The sequence below is a fragment of the Campylobacter canis genome (assembly GCF_045504005.1).
In the GTDB taxonomy this organism is placed as follows: Bacteria; Campylobacterota; Campylobacteria; order Campylobacterales; family Campylobacteraceae; genus Campylobacter_A; species Campylobacter_A canis.
Map to the genome: position 1 here is coordinate 1 of NZ_JBJJXH010000002.1, position 16,371 is coordinate 16,371.

Annotated in this window: 17 protein-coding genes; 11 read left to right on the forward strand and 6 right to left on the reverse strand. The window is 39.0% G+C overall.

The genetic code is table 11. From position 1 onward, the window contains the following. The 4 genes from ACHJH3_RS02055 to ACHJH3_RS02070 form a co-directional block, all read right to left on the reverse strand. Window positions 1-1,100: nitrate- and nitrite sensing domain-containing protein (locus tag ACHJH3_RS02055; protein WP_407063381.1), on the reverse strand; the 1,100-nt coding region annotated here is incomplete at its 3' end. 33 nt (window positions 1,101-1,133) lie between these two features. Then, entirely contained in the window at window positions 1,134-2,156 is a 1,023-nt protein-coding gene (hemE, locus tag ACHJH3_RS02060; RefSeq protein WP_407063382.1) for a uroporphyrinogen decarboxylase, read from the reverse strand. Between the two features lie 205 nt (window positions 2,157-2,361). Then, window positions 2,362-2,787, reverse strand: a complete 426-nt coding sequence (locus ACHJH3_RS02065) for an Rrf2 family transcriptional regulator (RefSeq protein ID WP_407063383.1) — start codon at window positions 2,785-2,787, stop codon at window positions 2,362-2,364. A gap of 69 nt (window positions 2,788-2,856) precedes the next feature. Then, window positions 2,857-3,492 (reverse strand): NAD(P)-dependent oxidoreductase, encoded by a 636-nt coding sequence (locus ACHJH3_RS02070; protein WP_407063384.1) that lies wholly within the window; start codon window positions 3,490-3,492, stop codon window positions 2,857-2,859. Window positions 3,493-3,651: 159 nt separating this feature from the next. Here ACHJH3_RS02070 and ACHJH3_RS02075 point away from each other — a divergent pair, with 159 nt between their 5' ends. The 10 genes from ACHJH3_RS02075 (at window position 3,652) to ACHJH3_RS02120 (ending at window position 14,351) form a co-directional block, all read left to right on the forward strand. Further along, a complete protein-coding gene (locus ACHJH3_RS02075; RefSeq protein ID WP_407063385.1) occupies window positions 3,652-4,506 on the forward strand; it encodes an ABC transporter six-transmembrane domain-containing protein in 855 nt (284 codons plus the stop codon). Between the two features lie 60 nt (window positions 4,507-4,566). After that, window positions 4,567-6,357: a translation elongation factor 4 gene (gene lepA, locus ACHJH3_RS02080; RefSeq protein ID WP_407063386.1), complete on the forward strand. Its 1,791-nt coding sequence runs from the start codon at window positions 4,567-4,569 to the stop codon at window positions 6,355-6,357. A gap of 60 nt (window positions 6,358-6,417) precedes the next feature. Beyond that, on the forward strand, window positions 6,418-7,110 hold the full coding sequence (locus tag ACHJH3_RS02085) for a hypothetical protein (protein ID WP_407063387.1): 693 nt from the start codon (window positions 6,418-6,420) through the stop codon (window positions 7,108-7,110). 9 nt (window positions 7,111-7,119) lie between these two features. Continuing rightward, a complete protein-coding gene (locus ACHJH3_RS02090; protein ID WP_407063388.1) occupies window positions 7,120-7,671 on the forward strand; it encodes a YajG family lipoprotein in 552 nt (183 codons plus the stop codon). After that, window positions 7,671-8,243 (forward strand): ComF family protein, encoded by a 573-nt coding sequence (locus ACHJH3_RS02095; protein WP_407063389.1) that lies wholly within the window; start codon window positions 7,671-7,673, stop codon window positions 8,241-8,243. The genes ACHJH3_RS02090 and ACHJH3_RS02095 overlap by 1 nt, the downstream gene beginning before the upstream one ends. Before the next feature lie 249 nt (window positions 8,244-8,492). Continuing rightward, window positions 8,493-11,093, forward strand: coding sequence for a DNA gyrase subunit A (gene gyrA, locus ACHJH3_RS02100; RefSeq protein WP_407063390.1), 2,601 nt, complete (start codon window positions 8,493-8,495; stop codon window positions 11,091-11,093). A gap of 47 nt (window positions 11,094-11,140) precedes the next feature. Further along, window positions 11,141-11,635, forward strand: a complete 495-nt coding sequence (locus ACHJH3_RS02105; protein WP_173031538.1) for an LPP20 family lipoprotein — start codon at window positions 11,141-11,143, stop codon at window positions 11,633-11,635. After that, on the forward strand, window positions 11,611-12,021 hold the full coding sequence (locus tag ACHJH3_RS02110) for a hypothetical protein (RefSeq protein ID WP_407063391.1): 411 nt from the start codon (window positions 11,611-11,613) through the stop codon (window positions 12,019-12,021). The genes ACHJH3_RS02105 and ACHJH3_RS02110 overlap by 25 nt, the downstream gene beginning before the upstream one ends. Window positions 12,022-12,024: 3 nt before the next feature. Then, window positions 12,025-13,329, forward strand: coding sequence for a sigma-54-dependent transcriptional regulator (locus ACHJH3_RS02115; protein ID WP_407063392.1), 1,305 nt, complete (start codon window positions 12,025-12,027; stop codon window positions 13,327-13,329). After that, window positions 13,326-14,351, forward strand: a complete 1,026-nt coding sequence (locus ACHJH3_RS02120; RefSeq protein WP_407063393.1) for an aspartate-semialdehyde dehydrogenase — start codon at window positions 13,326-13,328, stop codon at window positions 14,349-14,351. Before ACHJH3_RS02115 ends, ACHJH3_RS02120 begins: the two co-directional genes overlap by 4 nt. Window positions 14,352-14,429: 78 nt before the next feature. Here the strand turns inward: ACHJH3_RS02120 and ACHJH3_RS02125 are convergent, their stop codons facing one another. After that, window positions 14,430-14,948, reverse strand: a complete 519-nt coding sequence (locus tag ACHJH3_RS02125) for a hypothetical protein (protein ID WP_407063394.1) — start codon at window positions 14,946-14,948, stop codon at window positions 14,430-14,432. Window positions 14,949-15,154: 206 nt separating this feature from the next. Between ACHJH3_RS02125 and ACHJH3_RS02130 the strand changes: the two genes are divergently transcribed. Next, entirely contained in the window at window positions 15,155-15,661 is a 507-nt protein-coding gene (locus ACHJH3_RS02130) for a YqhA family protein (RefSeq protein WP_169942646.1), read from the forward strand. Window positions 15,662-15,758: 97 nt separating this feature from the next. Here the strand turns inward: ACHJH3_RS02130 and ACHJH3_RS02135 are convergent, their stop codons facing one another. Next, a complete protein-coding gene (locus ACHJH3_RS02135; protein ID WP_407063395.1) occupies window positions 15,759-16,370 on the reverse strand; it encodes an energy-coupling factor ABC transporter ATP-binding protein in 612 nt (203 codons plus the stop codon). Window position 16,371 lies beyond the last annotated feature (1 nt).

Consider the following 16,371-nt stretch of genomic DNA (forward strand, 5'->3'; position numbering starts at 1 on the left):
TCGTTTTCAGAGAGTTTGGCTGATTCTATCTTGCTTATGTTGTCATTTATTAAAGATGCCATTTGACCGAATTCGTCGCTTCCTTGCAAATTTAAAAGCTTGGCATTTTGTGATTTGTTATTTAAAAAGTTAAAAAATTCAACAAGACCGCTTTTGGTACTTTCTATATTCTTTATCAAATTTTTACCTATTATTATCGATATAATAAGAGGAATTATCAGACAAAAGGCTATCAAAACGGCACTTATCATAAGCTGATTATTGGCATTTTTTTCTATTATGGAGGCTTGATTTTTCATGTTTTCAAGCAATTGTAATTCAAATTCTCTCATTTGATCTATTACCGCGGTAGCCTTTTCAAACCAAGCCGAAGGACTGTATTCAGGCGTGTATCCCGAGCTTATCTCTATAGTGTCTTTTACTATCTTGCCTACCTCTTTAAACTCACTTTTATCTCTCACTATTCGGTCAAATTCATCTCTAAAATTTTTATGGTTAAAATCATCAAAATCCTTAGAAAATTTACCTATGACGCTATCAAGAGATACGACTTTATTGTAATCAATCTTGTCTATACTGCGCTTGGTAAATACTCCCACTAAAGTAGCGCGCAATATCCCATAAGACTCTTTTATCTCGCCTATTATCAAACTTCTTTTAAGATCATCTACCAAATTTGGATCAATATGCGCACTATATCCGTTTATCGATATAATCTCATCTCTGATCATCTTCGTAAATTGTGCTAGCTGTCCTGCGCTTTGGCGACTATCTACACTTTTGCGAAGAGACGTAAGCTTAGTTTGTATCTCGTCTTTTTCTTTAAGTCTTTCAAGTGCCGCATCGACAAGTTTTCTTTGTGCTAAGAGCTTTGCGTTATCGCCTCCTGCAAGCACTCCGGAGCTAAATCCGCGCTCTTTTTGCATCTCGTGAATAAGAGCGTTTTTATTTACGACTATATCAACGACTCGCTCGCTATATTCAGCTCTATCGCGCGTATCCAAAATCCCTTTAAAAAGATAAGCGCTTACGGCTATAAGCCCGATTAAACCGGCCACAACTATAGCCATTATCTTAAATTTTATCCTTATATTATTCAAAACCACTCCTTTTAGTTTTTAAACCCGATAGCTTTATCTTGCGCTTTTTTCCTGAACCCGTCTGATGAAATGTTTTGCGTTTTCCACAGGGATATCAGGCAAAATTCCATGCCCTAAGTTAAATATATGAGGCATATCTTTCATAACTTCTAAAATTTTATCCACACCCTCATCAATCGCAGATTTTGAGTATAGTCTTGTCGGCTCCATATTGCCTTGAAGCACAAATTTAGGGCTTAGCTTCGCCTTGGCAAGCTCTATCGGAGTGCTCCAATCCACGCCAAAAACTTCAAAATTTCCATCTATCTTATCAAGATATCCGCTTATACCCTTTGGAAATACGATAACGGGAATTTGCGGAAATTCAGCCTTAAGTGCATCAACTATCTCCAAGATGTATTTAAATCCAAATTCAAAATACGCACTCATCTCAAGCGCTGCCGCCCAACTATCAAAAATTTGCACCGCATTTACGCCCGCTTTAATCTGCTCTTTCATATAGCCGATAAGCGCGGCGGTAACTTTGGCTAAAATTTGATGCATAAATTCGGGATTTGAGTATAAAAGCTTCTTGCTAACCGCGTAAGTTTTCGTGCCGCCGCCTTCAATCATATAAGTAGCTATCGTCCAAGGAGCTCCGCAAAAACCGATTAACGCTTTATCCTGAGCCAAATTTTCGCGAGTTAGCTTGATCGTATCATAAACATAGCTTAAATTTTTGATTGATTTTTGCACGTCAAGCCTGTCTAAATCCTCTTTTGTCTTGATCGGATCGCTAAAAATAGGCCCCTCGCCTTGCACAAATTTAAGATCCATGCCCATTTCAAGCGGCACAACCAAGATATCGCTAAAAAGTATCGCCGCATCAACGCCTAAAATATCAACAGGCTGAATGGTTACTTCGCTTGCCTTTTTATAATCCTTACAAAGCGATAAAAAATCTCCCGCCGACTTGCGAACCGCCATATATTCAGGCAGATAGCGCCCTGCCTGACGCATCATCCATACAGGAGTATAAGGCGTAGGTCTTTTGAAACAAGCATCTACAAATATCATTAAATTTCCTTTAAATTTTTACCGATTGTATCACATTTATTATTAAAGTATTTAAAATTTGACAATAAGCCGAGTATTATTTTTTCTGCGTATTTTAAAATTTCATTTACCAAATATTCATTCTATATCGGCGGTTTTAAAATTTAGTTTAACCTTATCTTGGTTGAAAATATTAACTTGCTAAAACAAAATTTTAAATCCTAAACTAAGAGCCTAAAACCCTTAGTTCGTCAAGTAAATTTTGTAAATTTATACAAGAGAGTTTGTTTTGCATAGCGTTTTGCGCAGCTAAAAAATGTCCGCTTAGCAAATTTTGAATTTGTCCGCCGAGAGGACAAGCGGCAGGGGATTTTTGATGTATTTTAAAAAGCTCTTTTTGATCCGAATTTACAGCTTTATAAATATCTAGTAGCGTAATTTCGCTTGGCTGTTTTAGCAAGGATAGTCCGCCTACACCGGGAGAAGTTTTTATCAATTTAGCTTTTTTCAAAAAAGCCGTGATATTTCTTACGATTACGGGGTTTACTCCTATGCCTTCAGCCAGAAATTCGCTAGTGTTTTTATCCTCTTTAAAAAACTCGACACTTAAAAGAATATGAACCGCGATTGAAAATTTTTGCCCTATTTGCATTTTTACCTAAAAATATTTTTTCGTTATTCTAGCTAAAAATAGCAAATTTTACGGGCAAAAACATAAATTTTAACCGCTTACCGCAGTTAGGCATCTATTTATATGATTTTGGTTTTTTATTTCGTCAATTATCGCCAAGGCAAGATCAGGATAGCTTATGTAGCTTTGGTTGTTTGAATTTAAAATAATCTCATCGCTTCCGATTTTATATTTACCAGTTCTAGCTCCCTTTTCATCGTAGTTTGCAGCAGGCGAAACGTAAGTCCAAAGAGTATCTTTTCTATCTTTTAGCTCGTAAAACGATCCCGCGTCAGCCTTTGCTACGTCTAGGTATTCAGGCGGGAAATCAGGTGCGTCCATTAGCATTACTTTGCGGTCGCTATCTACATAAAGCGTTCCTACTCCACCCACGATAAATAGCCTAGTTTTGCTACCGCTAAGAAGATCGGCAAGATGCTTGGTGTGCTTTGCATGAAGATGAAAAGTCTCTTTCGTCCATACGGCAAATGCGCTTATAACTACGTCAAATTCGCTCAAATCTTCTTTATTAAGCTCAAACACGTCTTTATAAACGACCTTAACTTGATCGTTTTTATACTCTTTGTTTCGCACGATAGCGGTTGCTTCATAACCTTGAAGCAAGGCTTCTTTGACCAACTCTTTGCCACTCTTTCCGTTTGCGCCTATGATAGCTACTTTTTTCATTTTAGATCCTTTAAAATTTTGTTGTAATGTTTTTAATTACAACTTATGAGCGAAGTCCATCTAATTTTTATTGTAATGTCAATAGTTACAACTAATTTTAAATTTGACATCGAATCTAAAAGCTTATAAAATTTAGCCTAATTCAAACAAAGGAATTTCATGCAAAATAGCGCTTTTAAAACGCTAAAATTCATCGCCAAGCAAAATTTCAAAAAGCTATTTTTAGCATTTAGCTTAGTGCTTGCCGAAAACGGACTGTTTCTTATATATCCACTGCTAGCAGGTATCGCCATAAACGCCATCATAGAAGGCAAAGTCTTACTTGCGCTTACCTATTCGCTCATGGTGCTTATAGGCTGGTGTATAGGTGCCGCAAGACGCAGGGTAGATACACAGGTCTTTACTAAAATTTATGCGGATCTTGCAGTAAAAGTCATAATGAGCGAGAAAAAAGAGTCAAAAAACGACTCCGTAATAATAGCAAGAGCGAATTTGTCGCGGGAATTTGTGGATTTCTTTGAACAGCATTTTCCCATGCTTTTTACTTCGGCGGTTTCTATTTTCGGCTCTGTGGTTATGCTATTTTTTATCGAATTTTACGTGGGTCTGGCGACATTTATAGTAATCGTTATATTTGCTCTTTTGCTGCCAAGATACATAAGCAAAAACGACAAACTCTACTTAAGACTAAACAACCAGATAGAAAAAGAGGTTAGTAGGATAAAAGAAGCTAGAGAAAACAAACTAAAAAGGCACTACAAGCTACTTTCACACTTAAGAGTAAGGATATCAAACCGCGAAGCGATGAGCTTTTTAATCATCGGCATAAGTGCCGCCGTACTTTTTAGTCTAGCTATCATAACTCTTGCAAACGATAAAGCAACCGCAGGACATATCTACTCGGTAATAACATACCTATGGACCTTTGCCATAAGCCTTGATGACGCGCCAAACCTCATCGAGCAGTTTTCAAAACTAAAAGATATAGGCAAGCGAGTAAATACTCAAATTTAGCGAAAAATAAAAGATTTTTTGGCAAAATAAGACAAATTTTAAACACAAGAGCAAATTTGAATGAAAAACATAAGAAATTTTAGCATCATAGCCCACATAGATCACGGCAAAAGCACTCTTGCGGACCGCTTAATTCAAGAGTGCGGAGCGGTAAGCGACCGCGAGATGAGTAGCCAGATAATGGACACGATGGATATCGAAAAAGAGCGTGGTATCACGATAAAAGCTCAAAGCGTGAGGCTTGAACACAACCTAAACGGCGAAAAATATATCTTAAATCTAATCGACACTCCGGGACACGTTGATTTTAGCTACGAAGTAAGTAGAAGTCTAGCAAGCTGCGAAGGTGCGCTTTTGGTAGTGGATGCAAGCCAAGGGGTTGAAGCTCAAACCATCGCAAACGTCTATATCGCACTTGAAAACAACCTTGAAATCATCCCCGTTATAAATAAAATCGACCTTCCAGCAGCAGACCCTGAGCGCGTAAAAAACGAGATAGAGCACATTATAGGGCTTGACTGCTCAAATGCTATTGAAGTAAGCGCAAAGAGCGGCATAGGTATAAAAGAGTTAGTTGAGGCTATCATCACGCGAATTCCACCACCTCACGGAGATATAAAAAGCCCGCTTAAGACGCTGATTTACGATAGCTGGTTTGACAACTACCTTGGCGCGCTGGCTCTTGTGCGCGTGTATGACGGCGAGCTAGCTAAAAACGATGAAATTTTGGTTATGGGCACGGGCAAAAAGCATATCGTACTTGATCTTATGTATCCAAACCCTATAGCGCCGATTAAGACAAGCAGGCTAAGCGCGGGCGAAGTAGGCATAGTCGTGCTTGGACTTAAAAACGTAAGCGACGTGCAAGTAGGTGATACGATAACGCTTGCTAAAAATCCACTCAAAGAGCCGGTCGGCGGTTTTGAGAGGGCAAAGCCATTTGTGTTTGCAGGACTTTATCCGATAGAAACGGACAAATTTGAAGATCTGCGCGACGCTCTTGATAAGCTTAAGCTAAACGACAGCTCCATAAGCTACGAGCCTGAGACTTCGGTGGCTCTTGGATTTGGCTTTCGCGTTGGATTTTTGGGACTGCTTCACATGGAGGTCATCAAAGAGCGTTTAGAGCGTGAATTTGACCTTGATCTGATAGCAACTGCACCGACCGTGACATACGAAGTTATCCAGACGGACGGGCAAATTTTAGAGATTCAAAACCCAAGCCAGCTTCCGCCTGTAAATAAAATCGAGATGATCAAAGAGCCTTACGTGCGCTCGACCATCATCACGCCGAGTGAATTTTTGGGCAATATCATCACGCTTTTAAACAACCGCCGAGCGATTCAGACTAAGATGGACTACATCACGCCAGAGCGTGTGCTACTTGAATACGATATACCGATGAATGAGATCGTAATGGACTTTTACGACAAGCTTAAATCAAGCACCAAAGGCTACGCAAGCTTTGATTATGAGCCTAGCGAGTACCGAGAGGGAGACCTGGTGAAGCTTGATATCAAGGTTGCGGGAGAAACGGTAGATGCGCTCTCTATCATCGTGCCTGAAAGCAAGGCGCAAAGCAAGGGGCGCGACTTCGTAAAAGCGATGAAGGAGATCGTGCCGAGACAGCTTTTTGAAGTGGCTATCCAAGCAAGTATCGGCAATAAAATCATAGCCCGCGAGACGGTCAAATCAATGGGCAAAAACGTCACGGCAAAGTGCTACGGAGGCGATATCACGCGTAAGAGAAAATTGCTTGAAAAGCAAAAAGAGGGTAAAAAAAGAATGAAAGCTATAGGCAAGGTAAATTTACCTCAAGAAGCGTTTTTAAGCGTGCTTAAGATAGATTAGAGTTTAAATTTGGTTGGCGGAATAAAATTTGCTTGGATTTATAAAACATAAGGAGTTTGTATGAGATATCTAATATATTTGTTTATAGTATTATTTTTCACGGGATGTTCCGGCTGGCTTAATTGGTTTGGCGGCGGCACTAAAGTATCTCACGACAATACCGCAGGATACGAAGAGATTATGCGGATAAAAGCCGATTGCAGATCTTGTGCCGACAGCAGAGGTGAAAACATAAAGATAAACGGCGTAGAATACACTAGCGATATAGCTATAAAATGCTGCCTAAAGCAAAGCAGAATCGACACAAATGCCGCAATTAAAAAAGTTTATATACATTCGGTAATAGATCAAAGGGATGAAAATAGCGGGATTAAATTTATAGCCGAAAACAAAACGGTAAAACTACAAACAAAAGATCGCATAGAGGCTTTATTTTACGCGTTTTTAAAAGACGAGTTAAAAAACAGAGGAATACTTACGGTAGATAGCCAAGAGTCGCCTTATACATATAGAGTTGATTTTGCCTTTACAAATTACGAAGGTCTTTATAGCCAAAACGGGCAAGTCCTAACGGCTATAATGCAAGGGAAATTAGGCGTAAAAAACATAAACAAAACAAGAGTTTTAAACGTAAATACAAGACAAGAAGCTAGAAAACTTGAAGCCAAAAATATAGAAGATTTTAGTCTATACATACACCTTCTTTCAAAACAGATGGCCAACAAAGTCGCTGAAGAAATTTCAAAGCTATAAAGGAAATTCATGAAAAAATACATACTTATCGCCCTACTTCCTTTTTTATTTTTAGGTTGCGCGCAACAAAGTTCGGTTCTAAATTTATCTCCTTATAACTCAACTTCAAATTCTTTAGGATTTGCCAAACAGGTTCAGATAAATTCGGTCATAGACAATCGCCAAAATAAAAGCATAGTCGCAACTATAACGAATTCAAAAGGCGACGTTAGCGAATACGTTACACTTCAAAATGATATTTCTGTCTGGCTAAAAGACGCTCTTGAAAAGGAAATTTCAAGGCTCGGCGGGCAAGTTGTAAGCTTTTCTAGCGATATAATAGTTGATGTGGAAATCGTATGGCTTAAAGCGAATTTAAGCGGATATAGCACGGACAACCTAAAAGGCGAAGCAAAAGTAATGCTAACGATAAGGCGCGGCGATCAGACCATCACAAAAAACGTCGCACAAACACAAACCAAATTCGCCCCTATCCAGACAAGCGGCGCATTTGACAAATTTATAAACGAACTTTTAAGCGATATCGTAAAACGAGCCGCCGTTCAAATTTTAAAAAGCTAATGAGGTGCGCAAATTGTGGGCGCTTAAGCATTAAAATTTTATGTAAATTTTGCGCCTTGCACTTTAAAAACTCATCTTTAAAAACAAGAATTTTAAAAGACGATTTTAAAATTTACAGCTTCTTTGACTACTCCGAAGTTAAAAATTTAATCCACTCCAAGCATAAATTTCACGGCAGATTTATATACAAAAGCCTTGCAAATTTGAGTCTCAAAAAATTTGCTCAAAATTTCAAATTCGGCTCAAAAATAAATGCCGTAGCGATAGATGATAGGGTTAAATTTGATTATTCTCACACGGCTATTTTGGCTCGCGCTCTTAAAAGCGATGAGATCAAGCCGCTTCATTATTGCCTTCATGCAAGCTCTGATGTAAATTATTCGGGCAAGGATTTAGCCTTTCGCACAAAGCATCCAAGAAATTTCAAACTAAACAAAATTCCAAAATTCCCCGTTATCTTGGTTGATGACATCATAACTACGGGAACTACGATGATTGAAGCTAAAACAGCACTTGAAAAATTTGGAGTAGAAGTCTTGTTTGGACTTGTTTTAGCCGATGCGAAGTATTAAGAGCTAAAGCCAAATTTGCCATACAGCTTTATTGTATAAGACCCAAGAGATATTTGATAGATCACAAATCATTTAATCAGCCTGCACAATAAAACATCAATACACAAGCTTTCTTTTACCGGATTAATTCAAAAAACATATCAAATTAATTTACTAACAAATGCTTAATAATCTACGTATCAAATTTCGCATTTAGCCAGCTTTTATCAAATTTTAGCTAGAATCTATGAGTTAATTTTAAGGATACAAATGGAAAACATATTTGAAGCAAATCAAGATATCGAATCTATAGACATTGAAGACTCTATAAAAGCAAGCTATCTAGACTACTCTATGAGCGTTATCATAGGACGTGCATTGCCTGATGCAAGAGACGGACTTAAGCCCGTTCATAGAAGAATTTTATATGCCATGAACGATCTTGGAGTAGGCTCAAGAAGCCCTTATAAAAAGTCGGCTCGTATCGTAGGTGATGTCATCGGTAAGTACCACCCGCACGGCGATACAGCCGTATATGACGCGCTTGTTCGTATGGCTCAGCCATTTTCTATGAGATATCCAAGCGTTGACGGTCAAGGAAACTTTGGTTCAGTCGATGGCGACGGTGCGGCGGCAATGCGTTATACGGAAGCTAGAATGACAAATTTGGCCGAAGAGCTTCTTCGCGATATAGATAAAGACACGGTTGATTTTATTCCAAACTACGATGACAGCACCGTTGAGCCGGATGTTTTGCCTAGCAGGGTTCCGAATTTGCTTTTAAACGGTTCAAGCGGTATAGCGGTAGGTATGGCTACAAACATCCCTCCGCATAGCCTTGATGAGCTGATAAGCGGACTTTTGTTGGTTCTTGATAATAAAAACGCAACTCTTGAAGAGGTTATGGAGCATATCAAGGGTCCTGATTTCCCGACAGGCGGTATAATATTTGGCAAAAAAGGCATTATCGAAGCTTACAAAACAGGTAGAGGTCGTGTAAAGATAAGAGCAAAAACTCATATCGAAAAAAAGCCGAACAAAGACGTGATAGTAATCGACGAGCTTCCTTACCAAACAAACAAGGCTCGCCTAATCGAGCAAATAGCCGATCTTGTCAAAGAAAAACAGATAGAGGGCATTAGCGAAGTGCGCGATGAGTCCGATAGAGACGGAATTCGCGTAGTTATCGAGCTTAAACGCGATGCGATGAGCGACATAGTACTAAACAATCTCTTTAAATCGACAACTATGGAGAGCACCTTTGGTGTCATAATGCTTGCGATAGACAACAAAGAGCCTAAAATTTTCGGTCTTATCGATCTGCTTAAGTTGTTTTTAAATCACCGCAAGACGGTTATAATAAGACGCACTATTTTTGAACTTCAAAAAGCACGCGCAAGAGCGCATATCTTAGAGGGCCTTAAAATCGCGCTTGATAATATCGATGAAGTAATAGAACTTATAAAAAATAGCCCTGATACGACTTCGGCCAGAGATGGATTGATGGCGAAATTTGGACTTAGCGAGCTTCAGTCAAATGCGATTTTGGATATGAGGCTAAGCAAACTAACCGGTCTTGAGCGCGAAAAACTTGATAACGAGCTTCAAGAACTGCTATCCGAGATAGCAAGACTTGATGAAATTTTAAAGAGCGAAACCTTGCTTGAAACACTGATTAGAGAAGAACTCATCGAAATAAAGAGCAAATTTAAAGTTCCGCGCGTTACCGAGATAGTGGACGATTATGACGATATCGATATCGAGGACTTGATACCTAATGAAAACATGGTCGTAACCATAACTCATCGCGGATACATCAAGCGAGTGCCAAGCAAGCAATACGAGAAGCAAAAGCGAGGCGGTAAGGGAAAAGTAGCCGTAACTACATACGATGATGACTTCATCGAAAGCTTCTTTACGTCAAATACTCATGATACGCTGATGTTTGTAACCGATCGCGGACAACTATACTGGTTAAAAGTATATAAAATTCCTGAAGGAAGTCGCACGGCAAAAGGCAAAGCGGTAGTGAATTTAGTCCAGCTTCAGCCTGACGAAAAGATAAAAGCGATCATTCCGACAACTGATTTCAACGAAAACAAGTCGCTTGCGTTCTTTACGAAAAACGGTGTGGTAAAACGCACAAATTTAAGCGAATTTAAAAACATCCGCTCTATCGGGGTAAGAGCCATTACTCTTGATGAAAATGACGAACTGGTAACCGCGCTGATCGTTGAGAGCGATGAAAATGAATTTATCCCGCCTATTAGCGATGATGAAAATACGACCTTAACTCAAGAGATAGAAATTCAAGATGAAAATTTAGACGAAAACGTTGATAGTGTAGCTGCCGGCAAAATGCTCTTTATCGTTACTAAAAAAGGTATGTGTCTTAAATTTAATGTTAGCAAAGTTCGCCAGATGGGAAGAACGGCTCGCGGCGTAACGGGAATTAAATTTAAAGAGCTTGGCGACGAGGTAGTAGGTGCGGCAGTAATTGAAAGCAACGATCAAGAGGTACTTAGCATATCTCAAAAAGGTATCGGCAAGCGCACAACCGCTGAAGAGTACCGCTTAACAAATCGTGGCGGTAAGGGCGTAATCTGCATGAAACTAACCAACCGCACAGGCGATCTGGTCGGAGTCTTGATGGTTGATGAAGAACAGGATTTGATGGCTCTAACCTCAAGCGGCAAGATGATCAGGGTAGATATGCAAAGCATCAGAAAAGCCGGTCGCAATACAAGCGGTGTAATAGTCGTAAATGTCGATGGAGACGACGTAGTAAGCGTGGCCGCGTGCCCTAAGGAAGAAAGTCCAAGCGAAGAAGGCGATGAGCAGGGCGAAGACGGCGGCAGTATTTTGGAATAAATTTTGCTTTAATGATTGGCAAATGAAATTTATAAAAAGGTTATAAAATGAAGAGTTTTTATGTTGCGATGATCGGCGTGGCGGCTATGGTTATGAGCGGTTGCTCTAGCAAAGACGCTAATTTAGGCATGGCACAGCAAGATGTCGTGATACAAAAGATCGACAAAGACGATATAAGAGATGTCATGAAGCAAGAAAAGATGATATATGACATAGCTCCGGTAGAAGCGATGTTTAGTGCGGTAGGCGAAGGCATAGCCCCTCTTAACACCGTCTCTCAAGCCCAATCTTTAGCTCTTGCCAAACGCGCAGCGATAGCCGACGCTCACAGACAGCTTGCAGAAAAGCTTTACGGAGTTAAGATCAACTCTCGCGATACCGTTAGAGATGCTATGCTAAAAGACTCAACCATAACAGCTCAAGTAAGCGGTCTTGTAAAAAACGCTTCGATAGTCGAGCATGACTTCAAAGACGGTCTTTACCGCGTTAGAATGGAACTTAAACTAGATCAAAGCAAGTGGCAAGAAATTTTTGCATACTGATACTTCTGATATCAACTCTATTTGGCTCGGAGGAATTTATCCTTTGGGCCAAAATTTCTACTAAAAATCACATTATAAACTACGAAAATTTAGCCATATCAAAGGCTATGGTTTTAACCAATCTTCAAGATGAATTTTTATGCGAAATCAACGAAAAGAAAAATGAGCAAAATGACGCTTTAACCTATCTAAATTTGCACAAAGACAAGCTTTTTGAATGCTTCGTATCTTATAAATTTAAAGTGCAAGACTTCTACACTCACAGCCAAAATTCACAAGGAATAAATCTACACACAAAAACCGATGTAACGCTTTTGCCGATTCGATTTACAATTAAATTTAAGCCAAATTCTGCTATTATCGGCGTATTTAAGATAAAAGAGTAGGTTATGAATATAGTCATTGTCGAAGATGACATAAATATGCGCAAATCCCTTGAAATAGCACTTGGCGAATACGAAGAATTGCAAATCAAAAGCTACAAAAGCGCAGTTGAGGCTCTTAAGAAACTAAGCGACGATACCGATCTTATAATAACCGATATCAATATGCCTACGATGGACGGACTTGAATTTATAAAAAAATTAGAGGGTAAATTTGACGTTATCATAATGACGGGAAATGCTACTTTAAACAAAGCTATCGAGAGCGTAAGGCTTGGAGTTAAAGACTTTTTAACAAAGCCGTTTGATATACAAACGCTTTATCAAGCCATAAAAAGAGTTGAAATTCTAAATCAAAAATTATCTAAAAAAATACAAAAACCAAGCGAAGTTAAAGCTACCCAGTCAAGCGAATTTTACTCCACTTCGCCGGCTCTTGAAAAAACGCTTCATATAGCTAAAAAATCGGCTTTAACCGATGTTAGCATAATGCTTAGCGGCGAAAGCGGAGTGGGAAAAGAGCTCTTTGCAAATTTTATACACAAAAGCTCTCCTCGCGCAACCAAGCCTTTCATCGCGCTAAACATGGCGGCCATTCCTGAAAATCTCATTGAAAGCGAACTTTTTGGGTTTGAAAAGGGAGCGTTTACGGACGCTTCGGCTCAAAAAAAGGGTCAGTTTGAGCTCGCTGACGGGGGGACGCTATTTTTAGACGAGATTGCGGAGATGCCTTTAAATTTGCAACCAAAGCTTCTAAGAGCTCTTCAAGAAAGGGAGATAACGCGTCTTGGTGCTACTAAAAGCACTAAAATAGATGTAAGGATAGTTTGCGCGACTAACGCAAATTTGCAAGACTTGATAAAACAGGGCAAATTTAGGGAAGATCTTTTTTACAGATTAAATACTATTCCTCTTTTTATCCCGCCTCTTAGAGAGCGCAAAGAGGAAATTTTGCCCATAGCAAATCGCGCTCTTGAAAATTCCTGCAAGGAATTTGGCTTCAAGGCTAAAAAATTCTCCAAAGAAGCTGCAAAAGAGCTTGAAGAGTATGAATTCCCTGGCAACATAAGAGAGCTTATTTCCGTAGTTCAAAGAGCGGCTATAATGAGCGAAGGAGATGAAATTTCGGCTAGTGATCTGTTTTTACAATCAAGAAAGCCAAAGGATAAAGAAGGGATAAAAAAAGACCTTATAATCGACGTAATAAAAAGCGTGGACGGAAATTTAAAAGAGGCGTGCGAAATTTTAAATTTAAGCGAAGAAAATTTACGAGAGAATCTTAAAAAATATGGTATAAAGGAGGGTTTATGAGAAAGTTTAATGTCGCGGTAGTAGGCGCTACAGGTGCGGTCGGCGAGGAAATTTTCCGTGTGATGGAAGAAGTTAGCTTCCCCGTAAATGAGCTGTTGCCGCTTGCAAGCGCAAGAAGTGCCGGAAGCGAAGTTGAGTTTAACGGCAAGGCCTATAAGGTCGTAGAGCTTACTGAAAGCGTATTTGACGAGCATGAGATCGATATCGCATTTTTTAGTGCAGGCGGATCGATATCTGCGAAATTCGCACCCCTTGCTGCTCAAAGCGGAGCGGTCGTGATAGACAACACAAGCCACTTCAGGATGGATGAAGATGTGCCTTTGGTGGTTCCTGAGTGCAATCCGCAAGATATGGTCAAATGGGTAAATCGCGGTATCATCGCCAATCCAAACTGCTCGACCATCCAAATGGTGCAAGCGCTTAAGCCTCTTGATGACGCATACGGCATAACTCGCGTAGATGTCGCCACATATCAAGCCGCAAGCGGTGCGGGTAAAGAGGGTATGGAGGAGCTTGTCTTGCAGCTTCAAAAATTCTTTGAATTTAAACTTGACGAGTGCGAACCAAAAATTTTCGCTCACCAACTGGCATTTAACCTCATCCCTCATATCGACGTATTTTTAGACAACGACTACACGAAAGAAGAGATGAAAATGGTAAACGAAACCCAAAAGATTCTCCATAAAAATATCGAAGTAAGTGCGACCTGCGTGCGTGTGCCGGTGCTTAGAAGCCACTCCGAGGCTATCACTATACACTTTAGCCAAGATATCAATGCCGATAAGGCAAGAGAGGTATTAAGAGCCGCGCCTAGTATCGTCATAGAGGACGAACCGTCAAAGAAAATTTATCCTATGCCTCTAACCGCAAGCGATACCAACTACACTTATGTAGGCAGAATTCGCAAAGACAACTACCGAGATAACGTCCTTCACCTTTGGTGCGTAGCCGATCAAATTCGCGTAGGAGCCGCAACCAACGCGGTAAGAATCGCTCAAAAATGGGCGCAAATGCAAGAGTAATTTGTGGGTTTTAAGCCGTGACTAAGGCTAAATTTAATGGCTTAAGAGCACAAATTTAGCCTTTAAACCAACTAATCATTATTTATATATCTTTTCGTACTCTTTACCAACTCTACTTAAGAACCTTTCGGCTTTTATTTCATCATCCCTTATTGTAATTTCTTCTTGCATCTTATCTTTAACTGCCTTCAGTATCTTTTCTCGTCTTTTTATAACTTTCATTCTGGCATATCTATTAAATTTACTATTATATTTTAATGAGAGTAATATATGCGGAAGCATAATAATAAAAAATATAACCATATTTGAAGAGCCGCCTACATCATAAAATGTCAAATATAAAAATATAATAAACAAAAACCCAACCAAAAATCTAAAAGAATATGAGAGATTAAGTGCCAGAATAAAGTCTTTAAAATTTCTAATTTTTATCTTTTTATTTTGAAAATAAAGTTCAATAGGTACTGCAACAAGACTAGCAAAAACTCCTATTATTATAAAATAATACAAAGCAATAAGCGCAAACCCTGCTACAATCATTGCGCCTAGTCCCGTTGCGGCTTCACCGCTTCTGCTCATATATACTTGCTTAGACATATCGATCCTTTAGTTTCTATAGCGATTATATTACTACCCCCCCCCATTAATTTTTACTTAATCTTTTAAATCCAACTTGAAGCTTTTGATTTAAGCAAAAATTACATAATATAAATTTAAAAACTCAAAAATACAAAAGTAAATTCAATCTATAAATTTAAGAAAAAAACTGTAAAATACGAGCCAAATTAAAAATAAGGAATTTGATGTTTTCAAAAGTATTTGAAAAAATCTTGCTTGCAAGCAATAAATTTACCATACTTCCAGTTATATTCGGTCTGCTTGGGGCTATCGTGCTCTTTATCATAGCAAGTTACGATGTGCTGGTTATCATGAATGACGTTTGGAACTACTTCTTTAAAGGTATCCATCCTGATAATTTCCACTCGGATGTAGTGGGCGTTATCGTAGGAGCGATAGATCTATATCTCATGGCGCTGGTTCTTTATATCTTTAGTTTCGGTATCTATGAGCTCTTTATCTCAGAGATCGAAGCTCTTAAGGAGTCAAAGCAAAGCAAGGTTTTAGAGGTACACTCGCTTGATGAGCTAAAAGACAAGATCGGAAAAGTCATCATTATGGTCTTAATCGTAAATTTCTTCCAGCGCGTCTTGCACGCAAATTTCACAACTCCGCTTGAGATGACCTATCTTGCAGCGTCGATTCTTGCGCTTTGTCTTGGGCTTTACTTCTTGCACAAAGGCGAACACTGATTTAAGAGGTAAATTTGCCTCTTAAATCATCTTTAAAAGCATAAATTTAAACTTTGCCTTATAGTCTTGCTAAATTTTACCAAACAAATTTGGCTAATTACTCTTGCTTTAAAAGCCCGTTTGCGGTAAATAAAAAGCATTGCGCCTCTTTGCTTAAAATTTCTTTTTTACTATGAGTTATCACAACAAAAGGCTTATTTTTGGCATTTAAATTTGCAAGCGTAAGAGCTGATTTAACATCATCAAGTTCGTTAAAAGGCTCATCAAACAAATACAAATCAGCGTCTTTTATCAAAGCGCCCGCTATCGCCACGAGCCGTTTTTCGCCGCCTGAAAGATAGTAAATCGATCTATCTGCAAGATGAGCAATTTCAAATTTCTCAAGCATACCCATAGCCCTTTGTTGTGCAATTTTGGGATTAACCCCGCTAGCTAAAAGCGAAAAGGCGACATCTTCGATGACGGCTGGGGCTACGAATTGATCAAAGCTGTTTTGAAAAAGATATGAAATTTGCAGATTATCCGGTTTTATTATCTCGCCCAAATTTGGTGAAGTTATACCTGCAAGAATTGACAAAAACGTGCTTTTGCCGCTCCCGTTAGCTCCATAAATCACAATTCTTGAACTTGAAGAAATTTGCAAATTTATATTTTCAAAAAGCACGCTTTTACCGTAACTAAAAGATAAATTCTTAGCCTCTATCAGCATA